This is a genomic window from Microbacterium sp. (assembly GCF_030149085.1).
GTDB lineage: Bacteria > Actinomycetota > Actinomycetes > Actinomycetales > Microbacteriaceae > Microbacterium.
This window is the reverse complement of sequence record NZ_JASBSF010000061.1, coordinates 1-24,188: the sequence shown is the minus strand read 5'-3', so window position 1 is coordinate 24,188 and position 24,188 is coordinate 1. Positions and strand designations below refer to the sequence as shown.

The 24,188-nt window shown below is 68.7% G+C and carries 24 protein-coding genes and 1 pseudogene; 16 read left to right on the top strand and 9 right to left on the bottom strand.

Annotated features, from left to right (window positions below):
- A partial coding sequence (locus tag Q1V87_RS02560) for a carboxylesterase family protein (protein ID WP_300590730.1) occupies window positions 1-1,433 on the bottom strand: 1,433 nt, incomplete at its 3' end.
- Window positions 1,430-2,029, bottom strand: coding sequence for a TetR/AcrR family transcriptional regulator (locus Q1V87_RS02555; RefSeq protein WP_300590729.1), 600 nt, complete (start codon window positions 2,027-2,029; stop codon window positions 1,430-1,432). The genes Q1V87_RS02555 and Q1V87_RS02560, both read right to left, overlap by 4 nt.
- Before the next feature lie 102 nt (window positions 2,030-2,131).
- Between Q1V87_RS02555 and Q1V87_RS02550 the strand changes: the two genes are divergently transcribed.
- Window positions 2,132-2,380 carry a hypothetical protein gene (locus Q1V87_RS02550; RefSeq protein ID WP_300590728.1) on the top strand — a complete coding sequence of 83 codons (249 nt, stop codon included), beginning with the start codon at window positions 2,132-2,134 and terminating at the stop codon, window positions 2,378-2,380.
- 39 nt (window positions 2,381-2,419) lie between these two features.
- Window positions 2,420-4,702: a glycoside hydrolase family 3 C-terminal domain-containing protein gene (locus Q1V87_RS02545; RefSeq protein WP_300590727.1), complete on the top strand. Its 2,283-nt coding sequence runs from the start codon at window positions 2,420-2,422 to the stop codon at window positions 4,700-4,702.
- A gap of 56 nt (window positions 4,703-4,758) precedes the next feature.
- Here the strand turns inward: Q1V87_RS02545 and galK are convergent, their stop codons facing one another.
- Together galK and galT are read right to left on the bottom strand one after the other, a co-directional pair.
- On the bottom strand, window positions 4,759-5,898 hold the full coding sequence (gene galK / locus Q1V87_RS02540) for a galactokinase (protein ID WP_300590732.1): 1,140 nt from the start codon (window positions 5,896-5,898) through the stop codon (window positions 4,759-4,761).
- Between the two features lie 44 nt (window positions 5,899-5,942).
- Entirely contained in the window at window positions 5,943-7,100 is a 1,158-nt protein-coding gene (gene galT, locus Q1V87_RS02535; protein ID WP_300590731.1) for a galactose-1-phosphate uridylyltransferase, read from the bottom strand.
- Window positions 7,101-7,179: 79 nt separating this feature from the next.
- Here galT and Q1V87_RS02530 point away from each other — a divergent pair, with 79 nt between their 5' ends.
- Window positions 7,180-8,163: a substrate-binding domain-containing protein gene (locus Q1V87_RS02530; protein ID WP_300590726.1), complete on the top strand. Its 984-nt coding sequence runs from the start codon at window positions 7,180-7,182 to the stop codon at window positions 8,161-8,163.
- Between the two features lie 19 nt (window positions 8,164-8,182).
- Here Q1V87_RS02530 and Q1V87_RS02525 read toward each other — a convergent pair whose 3' ends face one another.
- Window positions 8,183-9,196: an alpha-galactosidase gene (locus Q1V87_RS02525; protein ID WP_300590725.1), complete on the bottom strand. Its 1,014-nt coding sequence runs from the start codon at window positions 9,194-9,196 to the stop codon at window positions 8,183-8,185.
- Window positions 9,197-9,233: 37 nt separating this feature from the next.
- Window positions 9,234-10,322 (bottom strand): annotated as a pseudogene (locus Q1V87_RS02520) (beta-galactosidase); the annotation flags it as partial.
- A gap of 139 nt (window positions 10,323-10,461) precedes the next feature.
- On the opposite strand from Q1V87_RS02520, the gene Q1V87_RS02515 reads away from it, so the two are divergent.
- Window positions 10,462-11,478 carry a LacI family DNA-binding transcriptional regulator gene (locus Q1V87_RS02515; RefSeq protein ID WP_300590724.1) on the top strand — a complete coding sequence of 339 codons (1,017 nt, stop codon included), beginning with the start codon at window positions 10,462-10,464 and terminating at the stop codon, window positions 11,476-11,478.
- An 18-nt stretch (window positions 11,479-11,496) separates the two neighbouring features.
- On the opposite strand, the gene galE is transcribed toward Q1V87_RS02515, so the two are convergent.
- Window positions 11,497-12,474, bottom strand: a complete 978-nt coding sequence (gene galE, locus Q1V87_RS02510; RefSeq protein ID WP_300590723.1) for a UDP-glucose 4-epimerase GalE — start codon at window positions 12,472-12,474, stop codon at window positions 11,497-11,499.
- Between the two features lie 115 nt (window positions 12,475-12,589).
- On the opposite strand from galE, the gene Q1V87_RS02505 reads away from it, so the two are divergent.
- Window positions 12,590-13,612, top strand: a complete 1,023-nt coding sequence (locus tag Q1V87_RS02505; RefSeq protein WP_300590722.1) for an FUSC family protein — start codon at window positions 12,590-12,592, stop codon at window positions 13,610-13,612.
- A gap of 25 nt (window positions 13,613-13,637) precedes the next feature.
- Here the strand turns inward: Q1V87_RS02505 and pgm are convergent, their stop codons facing one another.
- On the bottom strand, window positions 13,638-15,281 hold the full coding sequence (gene pgm, locus Q1V87_RS02500; protein WP_300590721.1) for a phosphoglucomutase (alpha-D-glucose-1,6-bisphosphate-dependent): 1,644 nt from the start codon (window positions 15,279-15,281) through the stop codon (window positions 13,638-13,640).
- A 44-nt stretch (window positions 15,282-15,325) separates the two neighbouring features.
- Between pgm and Q1V87_RS02495 the strand changes: the two genes are divergently transcribed.
- The 11 genes from Q1V87_RS02495 (at window position 15,326) to Q1V87_RS02445 (ending at window position 23,995) form a co-directional block, all read left to right on the top strand.
- Window positions 15,326-15,973, top strand: a complete 648-nt coding sequence (locus Q1V87_RS02495) for a response regulator transcription factor (protein ID WP_300590720.1) — start codon at window positions 15,326-15,328, stop codon at window positions 15,971-15,973.
- On the top strand, window positions 15,966-18,191 hold the full coding sequence (locus tag Q1V87_RS02490) for an ATP-binding protein (protein WP_300590719.1): 2,226 nt from the start codon (window positions 15,966-15,968) through the stop codon (window positions 18,189-18,191). The genes Q1V87_RS02495 and Q1V87_RS02490 overlap by 8 nt, the downstream gene beginning before the upstream one ends.
- 42 nt (window positions 18,192-18,233) lie before the next feature.
- Window positions 18,234-18,395 carry a hypothetical protein gene (locus Q1V87_RS02485; protein WP_300590718.1) on the top strand — a complete coding sequence of 54 codons (162 nt, stop codon included), beginning with the start codon at window positions 18,234-18,236 and terminating at the stop codon, window positions 18,393-18,395.
- Window positions 18,396-18,525: 130 nt separating this feature from the next.
- Complete coding sequence (locus tag Q1V87_RS02480) at window positions 18,526-19,155, top strand: alternate-type signal peptide domain-containing protein (protein WP_300590717.1); 630 nt, start codon at window positions 18,526-18,528, stop codon at window positions 19,153-19,155.
- A 61-nt stretch (window positions 19,156-19,216) separates the two neighbouring features.
- On the top strand, window positions 19,217-19,753 hold the full coding sequence (locus Q1V87_RS02475; protein ID WP_300590716.1) for an alternate-type signal peptide domain-containing protein: 537 nt from the start codon (window positions 19,217-19,219) through the stop codon (window positions 19,751-19,753).
- Window positions 19,754-19,761: 8 nt separating this feature from the next.
- On the top strand, window positions 19,762-20,277 hold the full coding sequence (locus Q1V87_RS02470) for a hypothetical protein (protein WP_300590715.1): 516 nt from the start codon (window positions 19,762-19,764) through the stop codon (window positions 20,275-20,277).
- Between the two features lie 50 nt (window positions 20,278-20,327).
- Window positions 20,328-21,218, top strand: a complete 891-nt coding sequence (locus Q1V87_RS02465; protein ID WP_300590714.1) for a hypothetical protein — start codon at window positions 20,328-20,330, stop codon at window positions 21,216-21,218.
- An 11-nt stretch (window positions 21,219-21,229) separates the two neighbouring features.
- On the top strand, window positions 21,230-21,946 hold the full coding sequence (locus tag Q1V87_RS02460; protein ID WP_300590713.1) for a hypothetical protein: 717 nt from the start codon (window positions 21,230-21,232) through the stop codon (window positions 21,944-21,946).
- On the top strand, window positions 21,943-22,587 hold the full coding sequence (locus Q1V87_RS02455) for a signal peptidase I (protein WP_300590712.1): 645 nt from the start codon (window positions 21,943-21,945) through the stop codon (window positions 22,585-22,587). Before Q1V87_RS02460 ends, Q1V87_RS02455 begins: the two co-directional genes overlap by 4 nt.
- A gap of 11 nt (window positions 22,588-22,598) precedes the next feature.
- Window positions 22,599-23,567: a prephenate dehydratase gene (gene pheA, locus Q1V87_RS02450; RefSeq protein WP_300590711.1), complete on the top strand. Its 969-nt coding sequence runs from the start codon at window positions 22,599-22,601 to the stop codon at window positions 23,565-23,567.
- A gap of 8 nt (window positions 23,568-23,575) precedes the next feature.
- Window positions 23,576-23,995, top strand: a complete 420-nt coding sequence (locus Q1V87_RS02445; RefSeq protein WP_300590710.1) for a hypothetical protein — start codon at window positions 23,576-23,578, stop codon at window positions 23,993-23,995.
- On the opposite strand, the gene Q1V87_RS02440 is transcribed toward Q1V87_RS02445, so the two are convergent.
- On the bottom strand, window positions 23,996-24,188 hold a 193-nt coding region (locus tag Q1V87_RS02440), incomplete at its 5' end, for an FAD-binding domain-containing protein (RefSeq protein ID WP_300590709.1).

The following is a 24,188-nucleotide window of genomic DNA, read 5'->3' as shown; positions in this document are numbered from 1 at the left end:
ACGCGGGTGCGTCCGGGGTCCTCCGACCAGCTCGCCCATCCCGGGTCGCCGGCCCGCACGAAGGATGACGCGGCGCCGTGCAAGGCATGCGCCAGAGACGGGGGCGGGCTCTCGCCGGTGAGTGCATCGACGCGATCCCTGTCGAGGACGTCGAACCAGAATGGAACGTCGATGCAATGGCAGGCCCACCCGATGCGGGTTGAGGCCCACGAGAAGCGGTACGCCCACGTCGGCGCCGCGGCACGGGCTGCCGCGATCCGAGCCACGCCGCGACGAAAGACGGTGTCGGAGACGTGGCGGCCGAGCAGGGCCGCCGTGCCGAGCCGGTGCTGCTCGGCGTTGTCGGCGAGGTAGCCGCGCCGGGTGTGGCGATCCATGCCGAGGGCACCGAGCGCTACCGCAGCAGGAACGAACCGGAGCTTAGTGCGCGCGTCATCCGTGATCATCGTGAACTCGTCATCGGTTGATCCGATGACAAGCGCCTTCTCGGCGCCAACGGCCGAGGCGATCGATTCCGGTGTCGTGGTCGGTAGCAGGTCGCCGTCGATCATCGGCCCCCACGGAAGCCCGTCGGCGAGCAGAGCACGGATGCTGGACAGTCGCGTGCCGCCTCGCTCACTGATCTTCTGCTGCAGCCCGATCAGCACATCTGGATCGACGGACGCGAATCCGTCGCGTGTGGCAGGGACCCCGGCGAGCTCAGCGAGCTGCGCCGCAACCTTCTCGGCCCGCTCGAGCGACACGTCGCCGAGAGCGGGTGAGAGTGCCCATACCCGGTGGAAGAGGTGCTGGGCAGCCGGCATCCCGAGAAGAGTCAGCACGGCGCCACCGCCGGCCGACTGTCCGGCTATCGTGACAGCATCCGGGTCGCCGCCGAACGCCGTGATCTCGCGCTGGACCCATTCGAGTGCCGCGAGCCAGTCGCGCACACCGCGATTGCTCGGTGCGCCGTCGATGAGGCCGAACCCGTCGAAACCGAGCCGATACGACACCACGACAGTCACGACCCCGCCGCGCGCAAACGACTCGCCGTCATACCAGGGGCTCGCCGGCGATCCCGAGACGTACCCGCCCCCGTGGATGTAGACGAGCACCGGCAGGCGTGCCGCGGTGTCGCCGGGACGGGGCGTGAAGACGTTGACGTTCAGGGTCGAGTCGCCGGGCACCGACGGCTCGGGGATCAGGGTGACTTCGGCGACGGGACCGCGCTGGGGAGTCGCCCCGAAACTCGTCGCATCTCGGATGCCGATCCACGACTCGACCGGAACCGGTGCTGCGAACCTCAACTCGCCGACGGGTGGCTGGGCGAACGGAATGCCGAGGAATGCCGCAGATGGAGCCTCGGGATCATCCCGCCACAGGCCCCGGACTGCTCCGGCAGTGGTCTCGACAACGGGTGCCTCGCGGGCCGGTCGGGATGCGGGATTGGTCACGATGCTGACGCGGGCTTCTGCTGCAGGGTGGCGAGGAGCTGGTCGACAATGCCCGCCATGTCGACGGTGGGGTCGACGAGCCACTGGAGCTGGAGGCCGTCAGCGACTGCCTGGAGGATCCGGGCATAGACATCCGGGGGCATGGGGCCAGTCGGCGCCGTCAGGGCAAAGCCATCACGCACCGCTGCGCCTCGCTCGAGAAAGTAATCGTGGGCGGGATGCTCGGGGTTGGCGGCTTCGACGGCAAGACGTGAGAAGAGCTCAACGAGCCCGGGAACCTCTGTGTTGTGACGGATGACGCGCAGGAAGCTCTCGCGGATCACGGCGACATCGATCGCGGCGGCGTCACCGGATCTGCCATCCGGAAGGCCGAACTCCTCACCGTCGTGCTCATCACGTTTGCGCAGGACTTCGGTGAACAGCTCCTCTTTGCTGTCGAAGTAGTGCAGCAACCCCGCCTGACTGAGCCCGACGGCCTCCGCGATGCGCTTGACGCTTGCGCCGTCGTAGCCTTCTGTCGCGATCACGTCGAGGGCGCGTTCGAGGATCTCTTCGCGCTTGGCTACGCCCTTGGCGTATGAACCTCGCTGTGCCATGAAACGAGTGTGCCCAATGATGCTTGTTTTTCAAAACCTAGTGTCATATGGTTTTCGTCGAGTCCATCGTCGGACTCCGTCCTCGCCCGAAGGGTATGCGCCATGACATCGCCGTCTGATTCCCCACTGAGCCCCGCCGATCCTGCGCTCGTCGCAGCATCCGCGCCCATGACCGAGAACACGTTCATGGCGTCGGCATCCGGCACCGATGACCCGCCCCCGCCGCTCAAGGGCCTGCGCCGCTTGATGTGGTGGGTCATCCCCGCGAACCTCGGGATCTTCATGCTGTGGGGCGCGATTCCCGGCATCCTGCTGCCCCAGCAGATCACGGTCCTGTTCGGTGAGGCGTGACCCGGGGGCTCCACCAGACCCTCCGCGAAAGGAACCCCCATGACCGATAACGACACCGCCGCCGTCGAGGCGACCGTCGCCGATCTGACCCTGGAAGAGAAGGCGTCGCTGACCAGCGGCCTGAACTTCTGGCATACCAAGCCGGTCGAGCGGGTCGGGATTGCCTCGATCATGGTGACCGACGGACCCCACGGCCTGCGCAAGCAAGGGGGGACCGGTGACCACCTCGGCCTCGGCTCGTCGGTTCCGGCGACGTGCTTCCCGCCGGCGGTGGGCCTCGGCTCCTCGTGGGATGTCGAGCTTGTCGATCGGGTCGGTCAGGCCCTCGGCGCCGAGACATCGATCGAGGATGTGGCCGTCCTGCTCGGGCCCGGCATCAACATCAAGCGCTCGCCGCTGTGCGGTCGCAACTTCGAGTACTTCTCCGAAGACCCGCTGATCTCGGGAGTTCTGGGCGCCGCCTTCGTGAAGGGTGTCCAGTCGCAGGGAGTGGGCACCTCGCTCAAACACTTCGCCGCGAACAACCAAGAGACGGATCGGATGCGGGCAAGCTCCGATATCGACCCGCGTCCGCTGCGCGAGATCTACCTGCGCGGGTTCGAGCGGGTCGTGCGCGATGCCCAGCCGTGGACTGTCATGTGCTCGTACAACAAGATCAACGGGGTCTACGCCTCGGAGGACCCCTGGCTGCTCACGCGCGTGCTGCGTGACGAGTGGGGCTTCGAGGGTCTCGTCGTGTCGGACTGGGGTGCGGTCAATGAGCGGGTGAAGGGCCTTCCCGCCGGACTCGACCTCGAGATGCCCTCCTCGAACGGGCGGACGGATGCCGAGCTCGTCGCCGCCGTCAGCTCCGGCGAGCTCGATGAGTCGGCGCTGGATATCGCTGCGGGCCGTGTCATCGACCTTGTTCGCAAGGCCCAGGCCGGGGCCGGCGCGGTGGCAGGACCCCTCGACGTCGATGCACACCATGCCCTCGCCCGCGAGGCTGCTGGCCGCTCGATCGTGCTCCTGAAGAACGAGGGCGGCATCCTGCCCCTGGCCAAGGATGCGAACATTGCCGTCGTCGGCGCGTTCGCCGAGAAGCCCCGCTACCAGGGGGCCGGCTCATCGCTGATCAACCCGACCCGCCTGGACACGGCGATCGAGCAGATCCGCGCGCTCGCGACCGGTGAGGTCGCCTACGCTCCCGGGTTCTCGCTTGCTGCCGAGGTCGAGGATGCCGAGGCGGTGCGCCTGCGCGACGAGGCGGTGGCTGCGGCATCCGCTGCCGAGGTCGTCGTGCTGTTCCTCGGGTTGCCTGCGCGCCTTGAGTCCGAAGGCTATGACCGCGACGACATCGATCTGCCCGCCGAGCAGCTCGCGGTGCTGGATGCCGTCCGTGCCGCGAACCCGAACGTCGTTGTGGTGCTCTCCAACGGTGGGGTCGTCGCTCTCCCGTTCGCGAACGAGGTTCCCGCGATCCTCGAGGGGTGGCTGCTCGGTCAGGCCGGCGGTGGGGCCACTGCCGACGTGCTGTTCGGTGACGTGAACCCGTCGGCCAAGCTCACCGAGACGATTCCGCTGCGACTGTCGGACACTCCGGCGTACCTGGACTTCCCGGGGGAATTCGGCCACGTCCGCTACGGCGAGGGTCTGTTCGTCGGCTACCGCTGGTACGACGCGCGGGGACTCGACGTGGCGTATCCGTTCGGTCACGGCCTGTCGTACACGACGTTCTCGTACACGGATGCCGCTGCCCGCATCACCGACAGCGGCGACCTCGAAGTGACGGTCACCGTGACCAACACGGGTCAGCGCGACGGTCGCGAGATCGTGCAGGTCTACACCTCGCTGCCGGGGTCGGCGGTGCAGCGCCCGGTGCGCGAGCTGAAGGGCTTCGCATCGGTGGCGCTCGCTGCCGGCGAGTCCCGGGAGGTCGTGGTCGCGGTGCGCCGCGCGGACCTCGCCTACTGGGACATCCGTGTCGACGGCTGGGTCGTTGAGGGTGGGGAGTACGCCGTGGAGGTCGGGGCATCGAGCCGCGACATCCGCTGCTCGGCGACGGTGACCGTCGAGGGCGACCCGGTGGCGGTCCCGCTGTCGCGCGAATCGTCGCTCGGCGAAGTGATCGCGCACCCGGTCGTCGGCGCGATGGTGCAGGCGGCGATGCAGCAGCTGATGGCGGGGATGGATGATCTCGAGTCCGTCATGCCCGAGGGCGTGTCGATGGACAAGATGATGATGTCGTTCCCCATCGGCCGGATGTCGATGATGGCCGGCGATCAGGTCAGCCCCGAAATGATCGACGGCCTTATCGCGATGGCGAACGCCCCGCAGCAGTAGGCGCGGTGACCGCTGCCCACCTCGGCGAGAGGGGAGCGGTCACTGTCGTGCTGCGGTCAGCTGTCGCGGTGGGCGCCGACCGAGGGCTGCACGGTGAAGATGCGCGGCGCGCGGAACCCGGATGCCGAGAACGCGGCGGTCACGGCATCCGTCACCGCGTCCAGCAGGTCGCGGGGGACCAGGGCGATCGCCGCGCCCCCGAAGCCGCCGCCGGTCATGCGTGCGCCGATCGCGCCCCCCGACATCGCCGCCTCTACCGCCGTGTCCAGCTCGGGGACCGAGATCTCGAAATCGTCGCGCATTGACGCGTGCGAGGCCAGCAAGAGTTCGCCGATGGCTCGCGGGCCGGACTCGCGCAGGACGCGAACGGTCTCGAGCACGCGGGCGTTCTCGGTGACGACGTGCCGCACCCGGCGCAGGGTCACCTCGTCCATGACGGATGCCGCCCGCTCGAGGTCGCCCGGGGCCAGATCGCGCAGCATCGCGACATCCATCGCCGCCGCCCCCTGTTCGCACGATGCGCGGCGCTCGCGATACCCGCCGGTGGAATGTGCGTGGGTCACGAGAGTGTCGATCACGAGGACCTCGAGGTCGGCTGCCTCCAGCCCCAGGGGCACGATCTCGGTGGTGAGCGTGCGGCAATCGAGGAAGACCGCGGCATCGGCTTCGCCGAGCATTGACGCGGTCTGGTCCATGATCCCCGTCGGTGCGCCCACTGCATCGTTCTCGGCGATACGGCCCACGCGCGCGAGGTCCTTTGCGCTGAGCTCGGCGCCCCACAGCTCGTTCAACGCCACGGCGACGGCGCACTCGATGGCGGCGGATGACGACAGCCCGGCGCCCACGGGAACCGATGACGCGATCGCGAGGTCCAGCCCGTGCGGCCGCGCCGTGTCGGGCGCCGCGTGCAGCAGCGCCCACGCGACGCCGAGGGGGTAGGTCGTCCACTCGGGCACCGAGGCCGGGGCGGGGCCCCTGAACAGCGTGTCGAGGTCGGCGATCTGTACTGACGCCTCGCTGTCGTCGAAGCTCGAGCGCACCCGCAGCACGGCATCGGTTCGCGCAGCGACAGCGACAGCCGTGCGCGCATCGATCGCGAACGGCAGCACGAATCCGTCGTTGTAGTCGGTGTGTTCGCCGATGAGGTTCACGCGCCCGGGAGCAGACCACACGCCGAGGGGTTCGGCATCTGTCATGTGGCCGAGGACTGCCAGGGCAGCATCCTGCGGGTCGATCGCGCTCACAGCTGGACCCCCTCGACAGCCTCGCGCAGGCGCGCTGCGGCATCCTCGGGCGGGATGTCGCCGATCCACGCTCCCATCGCGGCCTCGGAGCCAGCGAGGAACTTCAGCTTGTCGGCGGCGCGCCGGGGTGAGGTGATCTCCAGATGCATCCGCACGGTGTCGCGGGCGACGCTCACGGGAGCCTGGTGCCAAGCGGCGATATACGGAGTCGGCGTCTCGTAGAGGGCGTCGATTCCGCGCAGCAGACGCAGATAGATGCCGGCGAGTTCGTCGCGTTCGGCATCCGTGGACTCCGCGAAGTCGGGGACGTGGCGGTGCGGCATGAGGTGCACCTCGATCGGCCAGCGGGCGGCGAACGGGACGTAGGCGGTCCAGTGCTCACCGGCGAGGATGACGCGACCGCCCTCTCGCTCGAAGTCGAGCACGCGCTGCATCAGATCGGGAGAGGTGCGCGAGATGTTCTCGAGCAGACGACGAGTACGCGGGGTGACATACGGGTAGGCGTAGATCTGGCCGTGCGGGTGGGGCAGAGTGACCCCGATAGCCTCACCGCGGTTCTCGAACGGGAACACCTGCTCGACGCCCGGGAGGGCAGACAGGGCGGCGGTGCGATCCGCCCACGCTTCGATGACGGTGCGGGCGCGGGTGACCGACTGGGTTCCGAACGATCCGGTGTGCTCGGGGCTGAAGCAGACGACCTCGCAGCGGCCGACGGAGGTGCGCACGCTGCCGAGGCCGAGGGCATCGAGATCATCGAGACCGCGGGGCGGGTTCGATGCTTCCGGTGCGTCGCCGTGAGCCTCGGTGAGGGCCGGGCCAAACGAGGGCGAGCGGTTCTCGAAGACCGCAACGTCGTAGCGCGACGGGATCTCGGACGGATTCGTCGGCGTCTGCGGGGCGAGGGGATCTAGCTCTGCCGGCGGCAGGAAGGCGCGGTTCTGCCGCGCGGCGGCGATCGAGATCCAGTCACCGGTCAGGATGTCCTGGCGCATCGTGGCTGTTGCCGGGCGCGGATCGAGTGCTCGCTGATCGATTCCGCGATCGGCACCGAGTGTCGTATCGGGATCGTCGTAATAGAAGAGGTCTCGCCCATCAGCCAGCGTGGTGTCGCGTCTGACGACGCCGGCGCCGAGGGCTATCGGTTCCCGAAGCATGTTCACGATAACACGCTAATGCTCGGCCGTGATATCGTCAACATCGGAGGGCCCAATGACCCAGCAACGACGTGCATCCATGGCCGATGTCGCAGAACTGGCCGGCGTGTCGACGCAGACCGTATCGCGGGTTGCCAACGGTAGCCCGCGCGTGGACCCCGCGACGCGCGCTCGTGTCGAGGCAGCCATGGCCCAGGCCGGCTATCGAGTCCACCGGGCAGCCCGGGCGTTGCGCACCGGCCGCACCGGCGTCGTCGGGGCCGTCGTGTCGACCCTCGCCACGGTCGGTAACTCCATGCTGCTCGAGGCCGTCGTCGTCGAGGCCTCTGCGCGTGGCTATGCCGTCGCCGTCGCACGTATCGGCGAGGGTGGCCCAGCCGAGGCCTTCGAGCGGCTCCGCGATCAGGGCGTGGATGGGGCAATCGTCGTCAATGAGGCCTCGGCGCTTCTTCGTCAGAGCGAGTTGCCCACCGACCTGCGGCTGGCTGTGGTCGATTCACCGCCTGACGACCGATACGCGGGGGTGGAAACCGCCCACGCTGCCGGTTCAGCAGCCGCGACGGCGCACCTTCGTGAACTCGGGCATCGTGTCATCGCCCACATTGCCGGGCCGGAGTCGTCGTACGCCGCAGCCGAACGTGAGCGCGGGTGGCGTGAGACGCTCGCGGCTGCGGGTCTGAAGCCGGGCGCGCTGTTGCGCGGCGCGTGGGACTCGGCATCCGGCTACCGGGCGGGCCTGCAGCTTCTCGCGAACCCCGACGCCCATGATCCTGTGACGGCGGTTGTCGTTGCGAACGATCAGATGGCGCTCGGCGTCTTGCGGGCGGCCTCCGAGCTCGGCATCCTTGTGCCCGAGCAACTGAGTGTCGTCGGATTCGACGATGTGGCGGATGCCGCGAACTTCACTCCCGCCCTCACCACGGTGCGCCAGCGATTCGATCTGCTCGGTCAGCGCGCGGTAGCCGCGGTGCTCGACGGCGCAGAAGCCGGGTCCCGCGCGGTGATCGAGGCGCCGCTGGTCGTGCGCGGCAGCACTGCCGCGCCCTTCGCGCAGCCTGCCTGACGCGCGTCGGCGCTCCGCGTCACGCGGGTTCCCGGATGAACTCCAGCAGGAGCGCGCTCCCAGGGTTCATGACCGGAAGAGGCAGCCCCGCCTCGCACAGCATCGCGCCAGATGCCGACAGCGGCCCGTCCAGCCACGCTGGCGAGAGCACCTGGTGCGGATCGGCGCTCGTGAGCTCATCGCGTTCGCGGATTAGGTATCGGGATGCCGGATCCAAGCCCGGTATCGGGATGCGCATCGCTGCGGCATCCGGGCCCGTCGCCAGCTGCACCCAGGCGAAGACGGCATGAGCGGCATCCGGCGCCCCCACGCCGTGGAGAAGGTTCGCCTCTCCGGGAAGATCGGCGCGCACCGTCGTGCCGGCGTGCAGCAGCGGCCGCAGCTCGCGATACAGCGCGCTCCAGGCGCGGAGGGCGTCGAGCTCGGCATCCGTGCACTCGGCGAGATCCCACTCGATGCCGGCGTGCCCGAACAGGGCAGTGGCCATCCGGAACCCGAGTGATGCGCTGCGGTGGGTCGTGTGAGCGCGCTCGGGGCCAATGTGCGCGCCGACCAGTTCGGGGGGCAGCAGAAGCCCTGTCCAGCGCTGGATCGCCTGCCGTTCGATGGGGTCGTTGGTGTCGGATGCCCACACACGCTGCGTGTGCTCAAGGACGCCCAGGTCGACGCGGGCTCCGCCGCTCGCGCACGACTCGATCTCCAGTGCCGGATGCCGTCTGTGCAGCTCATCCATGAGGGAGTAGACGGCCTCGACCTGCGCGTGCACGCTCGCCCGTCCCGTCGCCCGCGACACGGCCGCGTGCAGGTCGCGGTTGTGGTCCCACTTGATGGCATCGACGCCGGTTCGCGTGATGACGGCATCCATCTGTTCGAGGACGTGCTCCCACGCCTCGGGGCGCGTCAGATCAAGCACAAGCTGATGGCGCCAGAGCGCGGGATCAGCGTCGCGGCTCAGGATCCAGTCCGGGTGCTCCCGGACCAGCTGTGAGTCGGGGTTGACCATCTCGGGTTCGAACCAGAGGCCGAACTGCATTCCCAGCTCGTGGACGAGGTCGGCGATGGGGCCGAGGCCACTTCTCAGCGCCTTGGGCTGAGGCCCGCCACTGGAAGAAGCAGATGCCATCGGCGCCGCGGGCGATGTGGCTCGCCACGTTTCGGACGACTTCGCCCGGCGCTTTGGCGAGGTTGTATGGCTGCCAGTTCACGGCGCTCGTCGAGGTCTCCATGAGCAGCCAGGGCTCACCACCCGCCAAGCCTCGCGTGAGGTCGGCGGCGAAGGACAGCTCGGCAGCGGGATCCGGGAGGCGCCGATCGAGGTAGTGGTCGTTGGCGATGACATCCATCTCGCCAGCCCAGGTCCAGTAGTCCTGCGTGCGGATGTGGGCGGTGACCATGAAGTTGGTCGTGACCGGGGCGGCGCTGTGTCGGCGGATGATCTCGGCCTCGGCGCGGTACAGCTCGAGCCCCGCGTCCGAACTGAACCGTGAGAAGTCCAGCAACTGCGCGGGGTTTCGCAGCGACAGCGTCGCGCGCGGGGGCAGGACCTGCGCCCAGTCGGTGTAGCGCTGGCTCCAGAAGTTGGTTCCCCACGCCGCGTTGAGGGCGTCGATGGTTCCGTAGCGCGACTGCAGCCAGGAGCGGAAGGCGCCGGCGCTTTCGTCGCAGTAGCACAGCGCGTTGTGGCAGCCGATCTCGTTCGAGACGTGCCAGAGGGCCAGCGCGGGGTGGGCGCCATAACGCTCAGCGACGGTCTCGACCAGGCGTGCCGCGTGCTCGCGATAGATCGGTGAGCTCGGGCAGAACGCCTGGCGTCCCCCGGGGTAGCGGCGGGTTCCGTCGACGGCCATCGGCAGGGTCTCGGGGTGCGCGGCGCTCAGCCACGGCGGGGGTGAGGCGGTCCCGGTGCCGAGGTTCACGCGGATGCCGTTCTCGTGCAGCAGATCCATCATCGCGTCGAGATCGGTGAAGTCCCAGACGCCGGGGGCGGGATTGATGGCCGACCACCCGAAGATGTTGATCGCGACCAGGTCGATGCCGGCGTCGCGCATCAGCGCCATGTCCTCGCGCCAGGTGGCGCTGTCCCACTGCTCGGGGTTGTAGTCGCACCCGAACAGCACTCCCGGGGTCGGGACGAGGTCGGCGACGGTGGCGGCGGGCATCCGGTGGCGCTCCTTTGCGAATCTGTGCACGTGCACACATTCGAGTCTCAGAGAACCCTGACAAAAATGTGTGAACGTGCACAGATTGTCATGAGCGGCGCCCGAGTGTCAAGTCCCGACCCTCGATAGGCTGTCGACCATGGCTCATCCGGGGGTTCCGCCGCGTCGCAGCACCGTGCATGATGTGGCCCGAGCAGCCGGCGTTTCGCGGGGCACCGTGAGCCGGGTTCTCAACGGTGGATACGTGTCGGATGCCGCTCGCGAAGCGATCGAGCGAGCCATCCGAGACGTGGGTTATGTCCCCAACAACGCCGCCCGAAACCTCGTTCGCCAGCGCACGCAGGCGGTGGGCTTCATCGTGCACGAGCCGCACGCGCTGTTCCTGGAGGACCCGAACATCGGTGGCATCATGCTCGGTGCGAATGCGACTCTCTCGGATGCCGACTACCAGATGGTGTGTCTCGTGGTGGACTCGGTGCGCGACACCGACCGTGTGGCCCGGTACCTGTCCGGCGGCTTCGTCGACGGCGTCGTGATCGTCTCTGCGCGCCACGAGGATCCCATCACGGATGTCGTCGAGCGTCTCGCGCTTCCCGCGGCCTTCGTCGGGCATCCGCCGGGCATCAATGCCGCCTGGGTCGGAGTGGATAACAGAGGGGCGGCACGCGCCCTCACGCTGCGGTTCCGTCAGACCGGTCGCCGTCGTATCGGGATGATCGCCGCCGCCCTGGACCGCGACTCTGGTGCCGACCGCCTCGCGGGTTTCCGCGATGCGATGGGAGAGGACTTCGCCCCGGATCTCATCGAGCAGGTCGAGCTGTACTCCTATGCCGACGGTGTTGCCGGTATGACGCGGTTGCTGCAGCGCGCGCCGGATATCGAGGGAGTCTTCGCGGCTTCGGATGCCGTGGCCGCGGGTGCTATCGAGGCAATCAAGGCCTCCGGGCGTCGGGTTCCCCGCGATATCGGCGTCGTCGGGTTCGATGACAGCACGTGGGCGCGGCGGACGGTTCCCGCCCTGTCAACGGTCCATCAGCCAGCCGAGGGAGTGGGCCGTGCGGCGGCAGCGACGGTTCTCGCTCAGCTTGCGGGCCAGGACGTCCCCGACGCGGGGCAGTTGCTCCCCACGCCCGTCATCTGGCGCGAGTCCGCGTAGGCTGTCGGTCCCGCGCGCTCAGCTCGCGTTCTGGCGCGCTTCCCAGCCGGTGCGCACCATCTCGTCGACCGTGTAGCGCATCTGCCAATCGAGGTCCCGTGCCGCCAGCTCGCCGGTGGCGACGATGCGGTCGGGGTCGCCCGGGCGGCGGGGGCCGATCTCGGCCGTGAAGTCCACGCCGGTGACGCGGGCCATGGCATCCATGATCTCTTTCACACTCAGCCCGTTCTGCGAGCCGAGGTTGTAGGCGGCCTCGACCGGTTCGCCGGCTGCCAGGCGCTGCGCGGCGACGACGTGAGCCGCGGCGATGTCGCCGACGTGGACGTAGTCGCGCACGTTCGTGCCGTCGGGGGTGTCGTAGTCGTCGCCGTTGATGCGCGGCGTCTCGCCGGCGATGAGCTTTTCGAACACGATCGGGAAGAGGTTGTGCGGGCTCGTGTCATAGACCGTGGGATTCGCCGAGCCGACGACGTTGAAGTAGCGCAGCGACGTGTGGCGCAGCGGGGCTGCCGAGTCCGCGGTCGCGCGGGCCTGGTCGGCGATCAGCCACTCACCGATGAGCTTCGACTCGCCGTAGGGCGACGCGGGGCGCTTGGGCAGGTCTTCGGTCACGAGCGGCACATCGGGAGTGCCGTAGACGGCGGCGCTCGACGAGAAGACGATGTTCGAGACATCCGCCGCGGCCATCGCCTCGAGAACGACCCGGGTACCTTCGACGTTCTGCGCGTACGTGTGCAGGGGGCGCTGCACCGAGACGCCCGCGTACTTGAAACCGGCGACATGGATGACGCCCTCGACGCCGTGTTCGCGCATGGTGGCTTCCAGTGCCTCGCGGTCGAGGATGGATGCCCTCACAAAGGGCACGCCCTCGGGGACGAAGGCGGCGTGCCCGCTGGAGAGGTCGTCGATCACGACGGGGGACAGACCCGCCGAGGCGAGCGCGCGGACGACATGGGCACCGATGTAGCCGGCACCGCCGGTGACAAGCCAACTCATGAGATCCATTCTTCCCCCATTCGACAGCATCGCCGCGCGTCCCCGAACACGTGCGGCGGCGCGTGACGAGATCCCCGCCCGTGGACCTGCTCGCGCGCTCCCTAGGATTGTGCCGATGCGAGACGTGCTGAAGAGCCTGATCACGTTGCGCCCGCCGGGCGGACCGCGCTGGCCGCACGCGCTCCAGGCGGCGATCGCGCTGATGGCCCCGATTCTCGTCGCGATCGCGTTCGGTGATCCGCACATCGGCTACCTGGCTGCGGTCGGCTCGTTCACCGCGCTCTACGGCGCGGCGTTGTTGCCGATCGAGCGTGTCAAAGTGCTGCCGTTCGTCGCCGTCGGGCTGCTCGGGTGTGCGGCCCTCGGCGCAGTTCTCGGCGGATCGACCGCGTCGACGCTCATCGGTCTCGTCGTCGTTGCGGCGCTCGCCGCCGTGTTCGTCTTCGGCTTCAGCCTCGGACCGCCCGGCGTGATGTTCTTCATCCTCGTGTACGGCATGGTCGCGCACGTCGTCGCTGTGAAGCCGGGCACCGACACTCTGCCCCTCCTGGCCGCGATCGCGGGTGGATGCCTTTTCGCGTATATGTTGTCGATCTCCCCGATCGTCCTGCGGCGCCATCGCGAGGGCGGGCGGCCACTGCGCGAACTCCTGCCTGTCCCTGCCTGGGAGGAACGCGGTCTGACACTCTTGTCGCGCACGGTCCTGGTCGCGGCGGTCGGAGCGGCAGCGGGCATCATCATCGACCCGGTGCGCTCATACTGGATCGTCGCGGCGGGCGTCGTGGTCGTGGGGATCTCGGTCGAGCGCGAGCAGATCATCGGGCGCGGCATCCACCGTATGGTCGGCACCGTGCTGGGCGCGGCGTTCTATTTGGCCTTCACCTTCGTGCCCTGGATCCCGCTGTGGGTCGCCGTCGTGCTCGGGCTGCTGCAGTTCTTGATCGAACTGTTCATCACGCGCAACTACGCACTGGCGCTGATCCTCATCACTCCGCTCGTGCTCTTGCTGACGGGCGCGGCCACGGGCGACATCGGGTCGCTGGATGTCGCGCTCGAGCGCCTCATCGACACGATCGTCGGCTCGACACTGGGCGTTCTCGCCAGCTTCCTGCCGCGGGTCAGGCGCCGTGCCCGCTGATCAGAGCAGGCTGGGAACCGCGGGATCAGATCCCTGCAAGGGCTGCCGCCACGACCGCGCGCGCCTCTTCCTGCACCTGGCGCAGGTGCTCTTCGCCCTTCAGCGACTCGGCATACAGCTTGTAGACGTCCTCGGTGCCGGAGGGGCGCGCGGCGAACCACGCGCTTGCGGTCTGCACCTTGAGTCCGCCGATCGCTGCGCCGTTGCCGGGAGCGTGCGAGAGCTTTGCCGTGATGGGCTCGCCGGCGAGCTCGATCGCCGTCACCACGTCGGGGGAGAGCTTGGCGAGCGCCGCCTTCTGCGCCGGGGTCGCCGGGGCATCCACGCGCTGATAGACGGAGGCTCCGAACTCGGCCTCGAGCTCGGCGTACCGCTGCGAGGGGGTCTTGCCGGTCACCGCGAGGACCTCGGATGCCAGCAGGCAGAGAATGATGCCGTCCTTGTCGGTGGTCCAGACCCCACCGTCGAACCGCAGGAACGAGGCGCCCGCGGACTCCTCGCCGCCGAAGGCGACCGAGCCGTCGATGAGGCCCGGAACGAACCACTTGAAGCCGACGGGCACCTCCACGAGGGTGCGTCCAAGCGACTCCGCGACACGATCGATGATCATCGACGACACCAGCGTCTTACCGATCGCGGCATCCTTCGACCATCCGTCGCGGTGTGAGAACAGGTAGTCGATCGCCACCGCGAGGAAGTGGTTCGGGTTCATGAGGCCCGCGTCCGGGGTCACGATTCCGTGGCGATCGGCATCCGCGTCATTGCCGGTGAGGATGTCGTAGTCGTGGCGCTTGGCGACGAGCGACGCCATCGCCGAGGGGGAGGAGGGGTCCATCCGGATCTTCTCGTCCCAGTCCAGGGTCATGAAGCGCCACGTCGGGTCGACCTCGGGGTTGACGACCGTCATCTCGAGCTCGTACATCTCGGCGATGAGCGCCCAGTACTCGACCGATGCCCCACCGAGCGGGTCGGCGCCGATCCGGATGCCGGCGCGTCGGATCGCGTCGAGGTCGATGATGTTCACCAGGTCTCGCACGTACCCGTCGCGGAAGTCATACGTGCCCAGCGTCGAGCGGTCGATGTTCGAGAACGGGGTGCGGTGCACGCCCGCAAGGCCTGCGGCGATCAGCTCGTTCGCGCGCGCGGCGATCCACGATGTGGCATCCGTGTCGGCGGGGCCACCGTGTGGCGGGTTGTACTTGAAGCCGCCGTCACGAGGCGGGTTGTGGCTCGGGGTCACCACGATGCCGTCGGCGCGTGCCGGATCATCGAGCGCGCGACCGCGGTTGTAGGTGAGGATCGCGTGGCTGAGCGCCGGGGTCGGGACCCAGGCGTCGCGGGAATCCACGAGCACCTCGACGGCGTTGCCGACGAGCACCTCGATGGCCGTGCGTTCGGCGGGAAGGGACAGCCCGTGCGTGTCACGACCGAGGAAGATCGGTCCGGAGATGCCCTGTGTCGCGCGGTAGTCGACGATCGCCTGCGTCGTGGCGAGGATGTGGTCCTCGTTGAAGCTCGTACTCAGCGACGAGCCGCGGTGGCCGCTCGTGCCGAACACGACCTTCTGCGCCGGGATCGAGACATCCGGTTTCAGGTCGTAGTACGCGTTGGTCAGCTCATCGATGTCGATGAGGTCGGACGGTTCGGCGGGCAATCCTGCGCGACTCATGGCACCAGTCTGCCTGGTTTGCGCGTGTGCGCGATACTCTTTCCATGGCTGTTCCCGCGCGCACTGCGATCGTCGACGACCACGAGTTGATCGCTCTCGCCGTGCGCGGGCTGGTCGATGCGTCCGAGCATCTCGTCTTCGAACGCCACGTCGCCTCGGTTGCAGACCTCGTCCGCCCGATGCCGGATGCCGACCTGGTGCTTCTCGATCTGAATTTGCGCGACGGCTCGAGCCCGAGCGAGAACGTCGAGGCCGTCCGCAGCTGGGGCGCCGAAGTGCTCGTGCTGACCTCGGCCGAGAACCCCTATCTCGTGCGGGATGCCTCGCGCACCGCGGCACTCGGCATCGTCCGAAAGGCCGCGCCGAGCCCGGTACTGCTGGGCGCGATCGAACAGGCTGCCCGCGGCGAGATGGTCGCGACGAGTGAATGGGCGTCGGCCCTCGACACCGATCCGCTGTTGAAGGCTGCGCCTCTGACATCCCGCGAGCGCGAGGTGCTGTCGGCATACGCCTCGGGACTGGGAGCGAAGGAGGTCGGCGAGCGCTTGTTCGTCAGCGAGAACACGGTGCTCGATCACCTCAAGCGCATCCGTTCGGTGTACCAGCAGCTCGGTCGCCCCGCGGCCACGAAGATCGACCTCTACCAGCGCAGCGTCGAAGACGGGCTGATCCCGGCACCGATTCGTGACTGACGGGATCGAGCGCAGGCGCACTCGCGGAGCGCCGGGCGTGGGCCCCTCCGAGCTCGCCGCACGCCGAGTCGTCGCCGTTAGCGCGGCGATCATCGCGCTGATGACAGCCGCGATCACGTGGGGACTACTGCTCGGGGATGTCGAGCGCGGCCTGCCGGGCTGGTATCTCGCCATCGGCGGAGCCGCCAGCGTCGCGTTCATCCTGTCGGGAGTGCTTGCGCCGTGGTTCGGCGAGCGGATGCTGCGGACCGCCGCGACCATGAGCCTGGCCGTCTACGTCGCGATGATCCTCGCGTTCCCGATCGCCGCGCTGCAGGCCGGCGGCGTGGACCACGTGCCCTGGATGCTCACCCCGAGCGCCGCGGCGATCGCGGCGGCTCTGCTCGTGGGGCGACTGCGGGTCGCCTGGGCGACGCTCGCCTTCGCGACCATCAGCACCCTTGTCTACCGATTGTCGATCGGTGGGTTGAGCGCCGAGACCATCGTCAACGACTCGCAGGTCGCGCTGACCGGGGCGGTGATCTGCGTCATCTGCGGGCATGTGCTCTCGATCAGTCGCGAGCTGGATGCCGCGGCATCCACTGCCTCGTGCACCGGCGCGCAAGAGGCTGCTGAGCGTGCCCGTTTGTCCGCGCGGCGGCGAGCGGCCGCGGTCGTGCACGACGAGGTCCTGACGACCCTCGCCGTCGCGGGATCGGGCATCGAGGTGCCCCGTGAGGCGCTCACGCGTCAGGCGAAGACGGCGGTAGGCGCGATGGCGGCGCTGACCCACGAGATCCATGACGGGCGGTCGGGCCTGCGTGAGGCGCTCGCGGATGCCGTCGCCGAGATTCGTGGCGAACTCGATGCGGGACGTAGCCGCGTCGCGTTCGAGGTGCGGGCCGACGACCCCGGTGAGGTACCCGGCGTGGCGGTCGAGGCGCTGGTCGCCGCGACCCGTCAGGCACTGCGCAACAGCGCGCGACACGCGGGCGCGGGGGCAGACATCCGACTCACCCTGTCGGCCACCCCGGAACGCATCGAGATCGAGGTCGTCGACGACGGCGTCGGGTTCGACCGCGCGGCACTGCGCGACGACCGGTTGGGCGTGCGGGTGAGTATCGAGCAGCGGGTGCGTGACGTACCCGGTGGCTACGCGCAGGTGGACTCGCGGCCCGGCGCGGGCACGCGCGTCGTTTTGGGCTGGCAGGCGATGGGACGCGCCGAGGCCCGCCCCTCCGCTGCGCTGGCGGCGGGCGATCAGCGGGCCCTTGAGCGCGGACTCGTCGCGATTGCCGTGATCTTCGTCGCGGGACAGGCCGCCAGTGCGCTCGCCGTCGCGCTCGCTGCACTGTCTGTCGGCCCGGCCGCAGGATCATCGATCGGCGCAGGCTGGTGGGCACCGATCCTGATTCTGCTCGGCGTGCTTGCGTCCTCTGAGATTCTGCGCTTCTCGAAGACGAACCTGCCGAGCCCTGCGCGCGCGCTCGTCTTCGTCGTGAGCACGGTGGCGACCGTTGTGATCGGCGCCACGCTCGTGCCGTTCACGTACGCCGACATGTGGTTCGTCACCGCGGCCGCTTTTCTGCTCGTCGCGCTCGCCCTCCGCTCGCGTGCGGGAGCCGCGCTGATGGGACTGGCGGGACTTGTCGCCGTCGTCGTGGTCGCGGGGATCGCCGAGGGAGCGCCGCTCGCGCTGCTGGCGAACGTCGCACTGCGCCCGGTGGTGCTCGTCGTGTTGGCATCCGCACTGCTGATCGCCGTCGACCGGATGCAGCATCGCACCAGGGCGCTGCTCGCGCGCACTGTGGACGTGACCCGCCGCACCGCGTGGGAGGCGGCCTCGCGCGCCGAGGTCGAAGAACGCGCTGCGGCTCTGGAAGAGCGCATCGCGCCGACGCTGCGGATGATCGCCCGAGGTGAGCCGTTGAGTATCGACGAGCAGCGTCGGTGCCTCGCGCTGGATGGCGAACTGCGCGACGAATACCGGGCCGGTGCTCTCGCGCGCTCGCCCCTCGTCGAGGCGGTGCGCGCCGCCCGCGAGCGGGGTGTGGATGTCGTGCTGCTCGACGACAGCGACGCGCCGATCGTGGACACCGACCTCGACGACCTCGCACGCGAGATGACGTCTTTACTGGCATCCACGCGCGCGCAGTTCGTCGGACGATTGCTGCCCGCCGATCGTGGACGGCTCGCGACGGTCACCGTCGACGGTAGAACCACCGACCTCGGGGGCTGAAGTGACCTCGAGCCCGGCCGGAGCCCACGTAGCCTCTGCCGAATGGAGTCTGGGTGGATCGTCGCGATCGCGCTGGTGATCGCCGGATGGCTGCTGGTCGCCGTGATCGGGATCGTCCGTGTCGCCTCGCGCCAGCTCGATCGAGACGTGGAGCCTGACGGTGATCCCGAGCGTGCTCTCGACGCTGATTCTGACGTGGACTGACCGCGGAGCGGGCGTCGCATGAGAAACCACTGGAGCCGGTGGGAGAAGCGCCGTCGGCGAGGCATCCGGTGTTCGTAGCGTCTGTCGTGGGTTTTGACAACGCAACACACACTCACGAAAGAGGCTCCTCATGAAAAAGATGAACAAGGCGGTGAAGGGCACGATCGCGGTGGGCGTCGCGGGTGCGCTTCTCATGGGCGGTGCGGGTTCGCTCGCTTACTGGCAGGTGCAGCAAGACGGCGGGGCAATCAACTTTCAGACCGGTTGGCTGACGATGCAGGCAGGTCGCGCGAAGACGTGGACCGTCAACGGTGAGACGCTGCCGAGCAACGAGGACTTCAGCAATATTCGTGTCGTCCCGGGAGACACGCTGGTCTACACCGAGGAAGAGCGCATCGAGATGGGTGGTACCAACCTCTTCGTGAGCGTGACGCCCGAGATGGGGACATTGACCGCCACCGATGGCCCCGACGGCCTCGACACGACCGCTGGGGTGAATGCGGCGCTCAACGTCAGCTACACGCTGACCGCTAAGCCTGGTTCCGGAGTCGGGGTGCAAGAGACCACCACGCCCGGTGTCTACAACATCACCGGCTCGGGAATTGGCGACCTCATCGTCACCGTCACAATCGACTGGCCGGAGGGATCGAACGTGCAGGAGGGCGGGGCGATGTTCAGCCACGTCGATATCTCGAACACGACGATCACCCTTCAGCAGGTCCCGGAGCCGATGTCGACGCCTTCCACCCCGCCGGTCTAATCCGAGGCATCCGCGCCCTCTCGAAGCCTTCCCCGCTCCCGCCTGCCCGAAAGGCCTCCCCATGAAGCGCATCCTCGTCGGCGCTCTGGCGCTGTGCGTCGCGGGTGCGCTGTGCCTGGGCGGGAGCGGATCGATGGCGTTTTGGGAGGTGCAGGAACAGGGTGGTGCGATGACCTTCCAGACGGGAGGTCTCGAACTGAGCGCGGGGGACGCGGCATGGACGTCGGAGGGACTCCCCGTGACCTCCGCCTTCCACGCCGCCCCGGGCACGTCCCTGACCTACACGCAGGAGTTCGACGTCGTGATGGAGGGGGACTCCCTCGCCGCGACGGTCGAATTCAACCCGGGGGCGATCACCCAACCGGCCGGCGCGAACTACGTCGTCACGGCCGAAGACATCACCGGTGTCGCGGAGCCCTCGGGCACCGCAGGCGTGTGGAACGTGACCGGCAGCGGCACGCTGACGCTGAGCTTCACGCTCACCTGGGCGCGCGGTGACGCGCTGAACAACGCCGGGCAGGGCGGCACGATCTCGGTCGCTGCCGGAGAGCTGCTCATCACACAGGTCGCGAACGAGAGTGGAGCGGGCGAGTCGTGAGGGATGCCATGAACGAGAGCCGTCGCCCCCGTCGACGTCTGCTCACCGGGGCCCTGCTTGCGACGGCGGCGCTCGTCGCCGGAGTTTCGGTGGCGCAGGGCAGCCTCGCGTACTGGAACGACGCGGAAGCTTCGGAGGGCATCACCGTCACGTCCGGCACTGCGTCGCTGGAGGTGACGGCGCCGGTGTGGCTGTCCAGCACGGTGAGCGCCGTCTACCCCGGTAGTTCTTCTATGCGATTCGGCAACGGTGCCGTGGAAAACACCGGCACGGTTCCCCTGGCGGTTACGGTGAGTCGTGTCAGCGCGGACGCGTTCGCCGAGGCCCTTGTGATCAACGTGGGGCTGGTGCAGGGAGACTGCCAGCCGGGGACGCCGCTGACGTCCACCACGGCGACGCTCGCCACGCTGGATCCGGGCGATTCTTACACCCTGTGCGCATCGGCGTCGCTGCCACTCGAAGCGAGCGTGGGCGTCAGCGCAACGACATCCGTGACGCTGACCGTGACGGGAGTGCAACCGTGAGACTTCGACGATCGAAGCGCGGGGATCATCCCGCGAGGCGTGGTCGTCCGATGGCCGTCCTCGGTGTAGCGGCAGCGCTCGTCATCGGTGCGCCGGTCGCCGCCGCCGCATATTGGGGGGCAACAGCCCCGGCGACGCTGTCGATTGCCGGTGCCCCGTTCGGGATCACCGCCACCAACTCGGGCCCGTCCTCGGCCACGATGACGAGTGTCGGGGGAGCCGCGACGCAGGCCGACGTCGCGTTCGTCGTCAGCTCCGTGGCGGGAGCGCCACAGTGGAGCGCCTCTGCGTGGATCATCCCTGGCCACAACATCGCGGGCATCGTCACCACGTCGTGGGCTGCGTCGAAGACAGCGACGTCGTGTGACGGTCTCACGTACACCGAGGTCAGCGGGGGTGCCGTGACGCTTCCGGCGCTCGCGGACGGTGCCACCGCGCTCGTGTGTGTGCGAGTCAGTATGGCGAGTGTTCCTGCGTCGGCAGACGGGAAGTCGGTGTATGTCAGCTTCATGCCCTACGCGCAGCGGGGCGGATGGTCGGCGACCGCCAGTGCCTACGCGACTGTCCACGTGGAGTATGAACCCGTGCCGGTCGGCATCTGCGAACCGACAACCGACCCGTGGTACGTGGGCTATGAGGATGCCGTCGACTTCTTGCTACCGGACGGCGCGCCCTATCTGCCGGTCGAGTACACAGTGCGCGCTGGTGACCCTGTCTGGGGCCAGATCGTGAAGTCGTTCTCGGGTGACGAATTGGGGAACAACGGGCGTCCGACACTCGGCTCCTCCGATCTTCAGAACGTGGACCCGCCGCTGCCGCTCGGGACCTACACGTTCTATGTGATCCAAGGCGGAACGCTGCCTGTCGCCCAGTTCACGGCCACGCTCGTCAATGACATGTGGTATCCCAACGTCGTATGCGGGGAGGTGGCACCGTGGTGAGGGGTGGGTGCGTGACGCGGATCGCGGTCGCGACGTTCCTCAGGATGGTCCTCACGGTGCTGGTCACACTCGCCGCGGTGCTTGTCCTCCCCACCGCGGCGCACGCCGCCGACGCGGTGCCCACTGCTGCTCCGCCTGCCCCGGTCGAGTACTCGACCGACGGTGTCACATGGTCGGCGACGCCGCCGGCATCCGTGTTCCCGACGTCGTGGATGCCGGTGCCCGGCGCCTCCACGACCGCAACCCTTTACATCCGTGCCGCTCGCCCCGGCAACACCGTCGTCGCGGTCTACGCCGGCAACGCGGCATCCACCGATCCGGTGCTGCTCGCCTCGACCGCGGTCGCGGGGCCCGACGGTGAGGATGTCAGCCTCTCGAGCATCCCGACCTGCCGCGCACTCGCACCGCAGACGGTGCTCGCCGAGGGCGCCGTGGTCGGCATCCCGCTGACGGTGTCGCTCGCGCCCGACCTCACGACGGCGCAAGACACCGCGCTGAGGATGGACATCCTGGTCGATCTCAGCGACACCGGCGTCCCCACGCTCGTGGGCGGGTGCCCGGTGAATCCTGACATCCTCGCGGCTTTCCCCGGCGGTACCTCGCAGTCGGCCCTGGGAGGGACCGGCGGAGAGGTGCCGGTCGTGACGGTCGCCGCGGCGGCCGGGGTCGTTGCCTGTGGGCTGGTTGCGTGCGCGATCGCGCTGAGCATGCGGAGGCGGGAATCGTGACGCTCTCGTCTCCGAATCCGGCGCCGACCCCGGCGCCCACGCCGATCCCAGCGCCGGTGGGGCATCTGGCCGACCGGGACCGTCCACTGCGCTGGTACGTCGGCCGCGGCCTCGCCTATGGCCTGTTCGCCGTGGTCGCGCTGGTGGTGGCAGTCGTCGTGGTCGTGCCCGCGGTTTTCGGGGCGACCGCCTATACGATCACGGGGCGGTCGATGGAGCCCGCTCTGCCGGTCGGAACCCTCATCGTCACCCGTCCGGTCGACCCGGCTGAGATTCGGACTGGTGACATCATCACCTTCCAGCTCGAGTCGGGTCAGGCCGAGGTTGCCACGCACCGGGTCATCGGTGCGCAGAGCACGGCCGATGGCACCGCTGCCTTCGTCACGCGAGGGGATGCGAACGACGTCGCGGACTCCACGCCCGTGATCGCCGATCAGATCCGTGGACGACTCTGGTATTCGGTGCCGCTGGTCGGGTGGGTGAATTACGTGCTCACCGGGCCGGTGCGGGCCGTGATGCTGCCCCTGGCGGTCGCGGCCCTCTGCGGCTACGCGGTGTGGATGTTCTACGGCGCGTTCCGTGATCGCCGACGCCCGGCCGCCACGCCCCAGGACTCCCCGCCAGAGCACACCCCGGTCTAGGCTGGGTGGCCGTGACCTTCAACGCGAGCACGGCCGTGCCCGACACCCGCCGCACCTACAGCTTCCTCGGGCCCGCGGGAACCTTCACCGAGGCAGCGCTCGCGCAGGTGCCCGAGGCGCGCGGCCAGAACTGGCGGCCGGTGCGCAACGTCGGCGAAGCGCTCGCGGATGTCGTCGAGGGCCGCTCGGATGCCGCGATGATCGCGATCGAGAACTCGGTCGACGGTGGGGTTTCGACCGCGCAAGACGCCCTCGCGACGATGCCCGGACTGCGGATCGTCGGCGAGTACCTCGTTCCCGTCGAGTTCGTGCTGGTGGGCCGACCCGGCACGCGACTCGAGGATGTGTCGCTGGTGGCTGCGCATCCCGTGGCTTACGCCCAGTGCCTGCGGTGGCTCACGGCGACCCTGCCCGCCCATGCGCATATCCCTGCAGCATCGAACGTCGCGAGCGCTGTCGGGCTCATCGACGGCACCTCTGATGCGGATGCCGCGATCGCCGCTCCCGGCATCCTGGAGCACCTCGACGTCGAGCTTCTGGCGGAGGGGATCGGCGATAACGCCGAGGCCGTGACGCGGTTCGTGCTCGTCAGCCGGACGGTGGCGCCGCCCGAGCCGACCGGTGCCGACAAGACCTCGCTGATCGCCGAGCTGCCCGACGATCACCCTGGTGCGCTGCTGGAGATGCTCGAGCAGTTCGCGACCCGCGGGATCAACCTGAGCTTGCTTGCCTCCCGGCCCATCGGAGATGCCCTGGGCCGCTATCGATTCGTGATCGACGCCGACGGGCACATCATGGACGAGCGCATGGCCGATGCTCTGCTGGGGCTGCGGCGTTTCAGCCCCAAGGTGATCTTCCTCGGCTCCTACCCCCGCGCCGACCACGCGATCATCCGTTACCCCGACCGGTACTCCGATGACGTGTTCGTCGAGGCCCGCGACTGGCTGCGCGGGCTTCTCTCGGGCGAACCCGACCGCTGAAGCGCGCAATGGAAGCTCTCGCTCCGGTCGCGGCCTGGGTCGCTGTCGTCCTGCTCATTGTGCTCGTCGGATTTCAGGTCGCGCTCGCAGCGGGGGTGCCGTGGGGGAAAGCGGCGTACGGCGGCGCATCCGCGACGCTCACGCCGGCGCAGCGGGTCTCCAGCGGCGTCGCTGCAGTGATCTGGGCGCTGGTGGCGTGGTTCTTCCTTGCCCTCGCGATCCCCGCGCTTGCCGGGCCCGTTCCCGATTCGTGGCAGATCGTCGTGCTGTGGGTGCTCGTCGCGCTCTTCGCGATCGCCACGGCGATGAACGGGATTTCGCGGAGCCGCATCGAGCGGGCGCTCTGGACGCCCGTTTCCGCCGTTCTCCTGGTGTGCGCTCTGGTGAACGTCTTTCGTGCCCTCGCGCTCTCGAGCCTTGCCGGGTAGTCAGCGTGAACTCTTGACCGTCTCGTAGGCGGCGAGGGCGGCGTCGCGGGTGGCCTTGAGGTCGACGATCGGTTCCGGTGCGTCAACACCGGTGTGCTCAGGAGCCCACCGGCCCACGTAGGCCCCGTCGGGATCGAACTTGGCGGCCTGCAGCTCCGGGTTGAAGATGCGAAAGTACGGTGCAGCGTCGGCG

What these genes read in the sequence shown, in the direction of transcription:
- Q1V87_RS02555 (WP_300590729.1), bottom strand. Translation starts at nt 2,029, where the DNA reads ATGGCACAGCGAGGTTCATACGCCAAGGGCGTAGCCAAGCGCGAAGAG.
- Q1V87_RS02550 (WP_300590728.1), top strand. Translation starts at nt 2,132, where the DNA reads ATGACATCGCCGTCTGATTCCCCACTGAGCCCCGCCGATCCTGCGCTC.
- Q1V87_RS02545 (WP_300590727.1), top strand. Translation starts at nt 2,420, where the DNA reads ATGACCGATAACGACACCGCCGCCGTCGAGGCGACCGTCGCCGATCTG.
- galK (WP_300590732.1), bottom strand. Translation starts at nt 5,898, where the DNA reads ATGACAGATGCCGAACCCCTCGGCGTGTGGTCTGCTCCCGGGCGCGTG.
- galT (WP_300590731.1), bottom strand. Translation starts at nt 7,100, where the DNA reads ATGCTTCGGGAACCGATAGCCCTCGGCGCCGGCGTCGTCAGACGCGAC.
- Q1V87_RS02530 (WP_300590726.1), top strand. Translation starts at nt 7,180, where the DNA reads ATGGCCGATGTCGCAGAACTGGCCGGCGTGTCGACGCAGACCGTATCG.
- Q1V87_RS02525 (WP_300590725.1), bottom strand. Translation starts at nt 9,196, where the DNA reads ATGCAGTTCGGCCTCTGGTTCGAACCCGAGATGGTCAACCCCGACTCA.
- Q1V87_RS02515 (WP_300590724.1), top strand. Translation starts at nt 10,462, where the DNA reads ATGGCTCATCCGGGGGTTCCGCCGCGTCGCAGCACCGTGCATGATGTG.
- galE (WP_300590723.1), bottom strand. Translation starts at nt 12,474, where the DNA reads ATGAGTTGGCTTGTCACCGGCGGTGCCGGCTACATCGGTGCCCATGTC.
- Q1V87_RS02505 (WP_300590722.1), top strand. Translation starts at nt 12,590, where the DNA reads ATGCGAGACGTGCTGAAGAGCCTGATCACGTTGCGCCCGCCGGGCGGA.
- pgm (WP_300590721.1), bottom strand. Translation starts at nt 15,281, where the DNA reads ATGAGTCGCGCAGGATTGCCCGCCGAACCGTCCGACCTCATCGACATC.
- Q1V87_RS02495 (WP_300590720.1), top strand. Translation starts at nt 15,326, where the DNA reads ATGGCTGTTCCCGCGCGCACTGCGATCGTCGACGACCACGAGTTGATC.
- Q1V87_RS02485 (WP_300590718.1), top strand. Translation starts at nt 18,234, where the DNA reads ATGGAGTCTGGGTGGATCGTCGCGATCGCGCTGGTGATCGCCGGATGG.
- Q1V87_RS02480 (WP_300590717.1), top strand. Translation starts at nt 18,526, where the DNA reads ATGAAAAAGATGAACAAGGCGGTGAAGGGCACGATCGCGGTGGGCGTC.
- Q1V87_RS02475 (WP_300590716.1), top strand. Translation starts at nt 19,217, where the DNA reads ATGAAGCGCATCCTCGTCGGCGCTCTGGCGCTGTGCGTCGCGGGTGCG.
- Q1V87_RS02470 (WP_300590715.1), top strand. Translation starts at nt 19,762, where the DNA reads ATGAACGAGAGCCGTCGCCCCCGTCGACGTCTGCTCACCGGGGCCCTG.
- Q1V87_RS02465 (WP_300590714.1), top strand. Translation starts at nt 20,328, where the DNA reads ATGGCCGTCCTCGGTGTAGCGGCAGCGCTCGTCATCGGTGCGCCGGTC.
- Q1V87_RS02445 (WP_300590710.1), top strand. Translation starts at nt 23,576, where the DNA reads ATGGAAGCTCTCGCTCCGGTCGCGGCCTGGGTCGCTGTCGTCCTGCTC.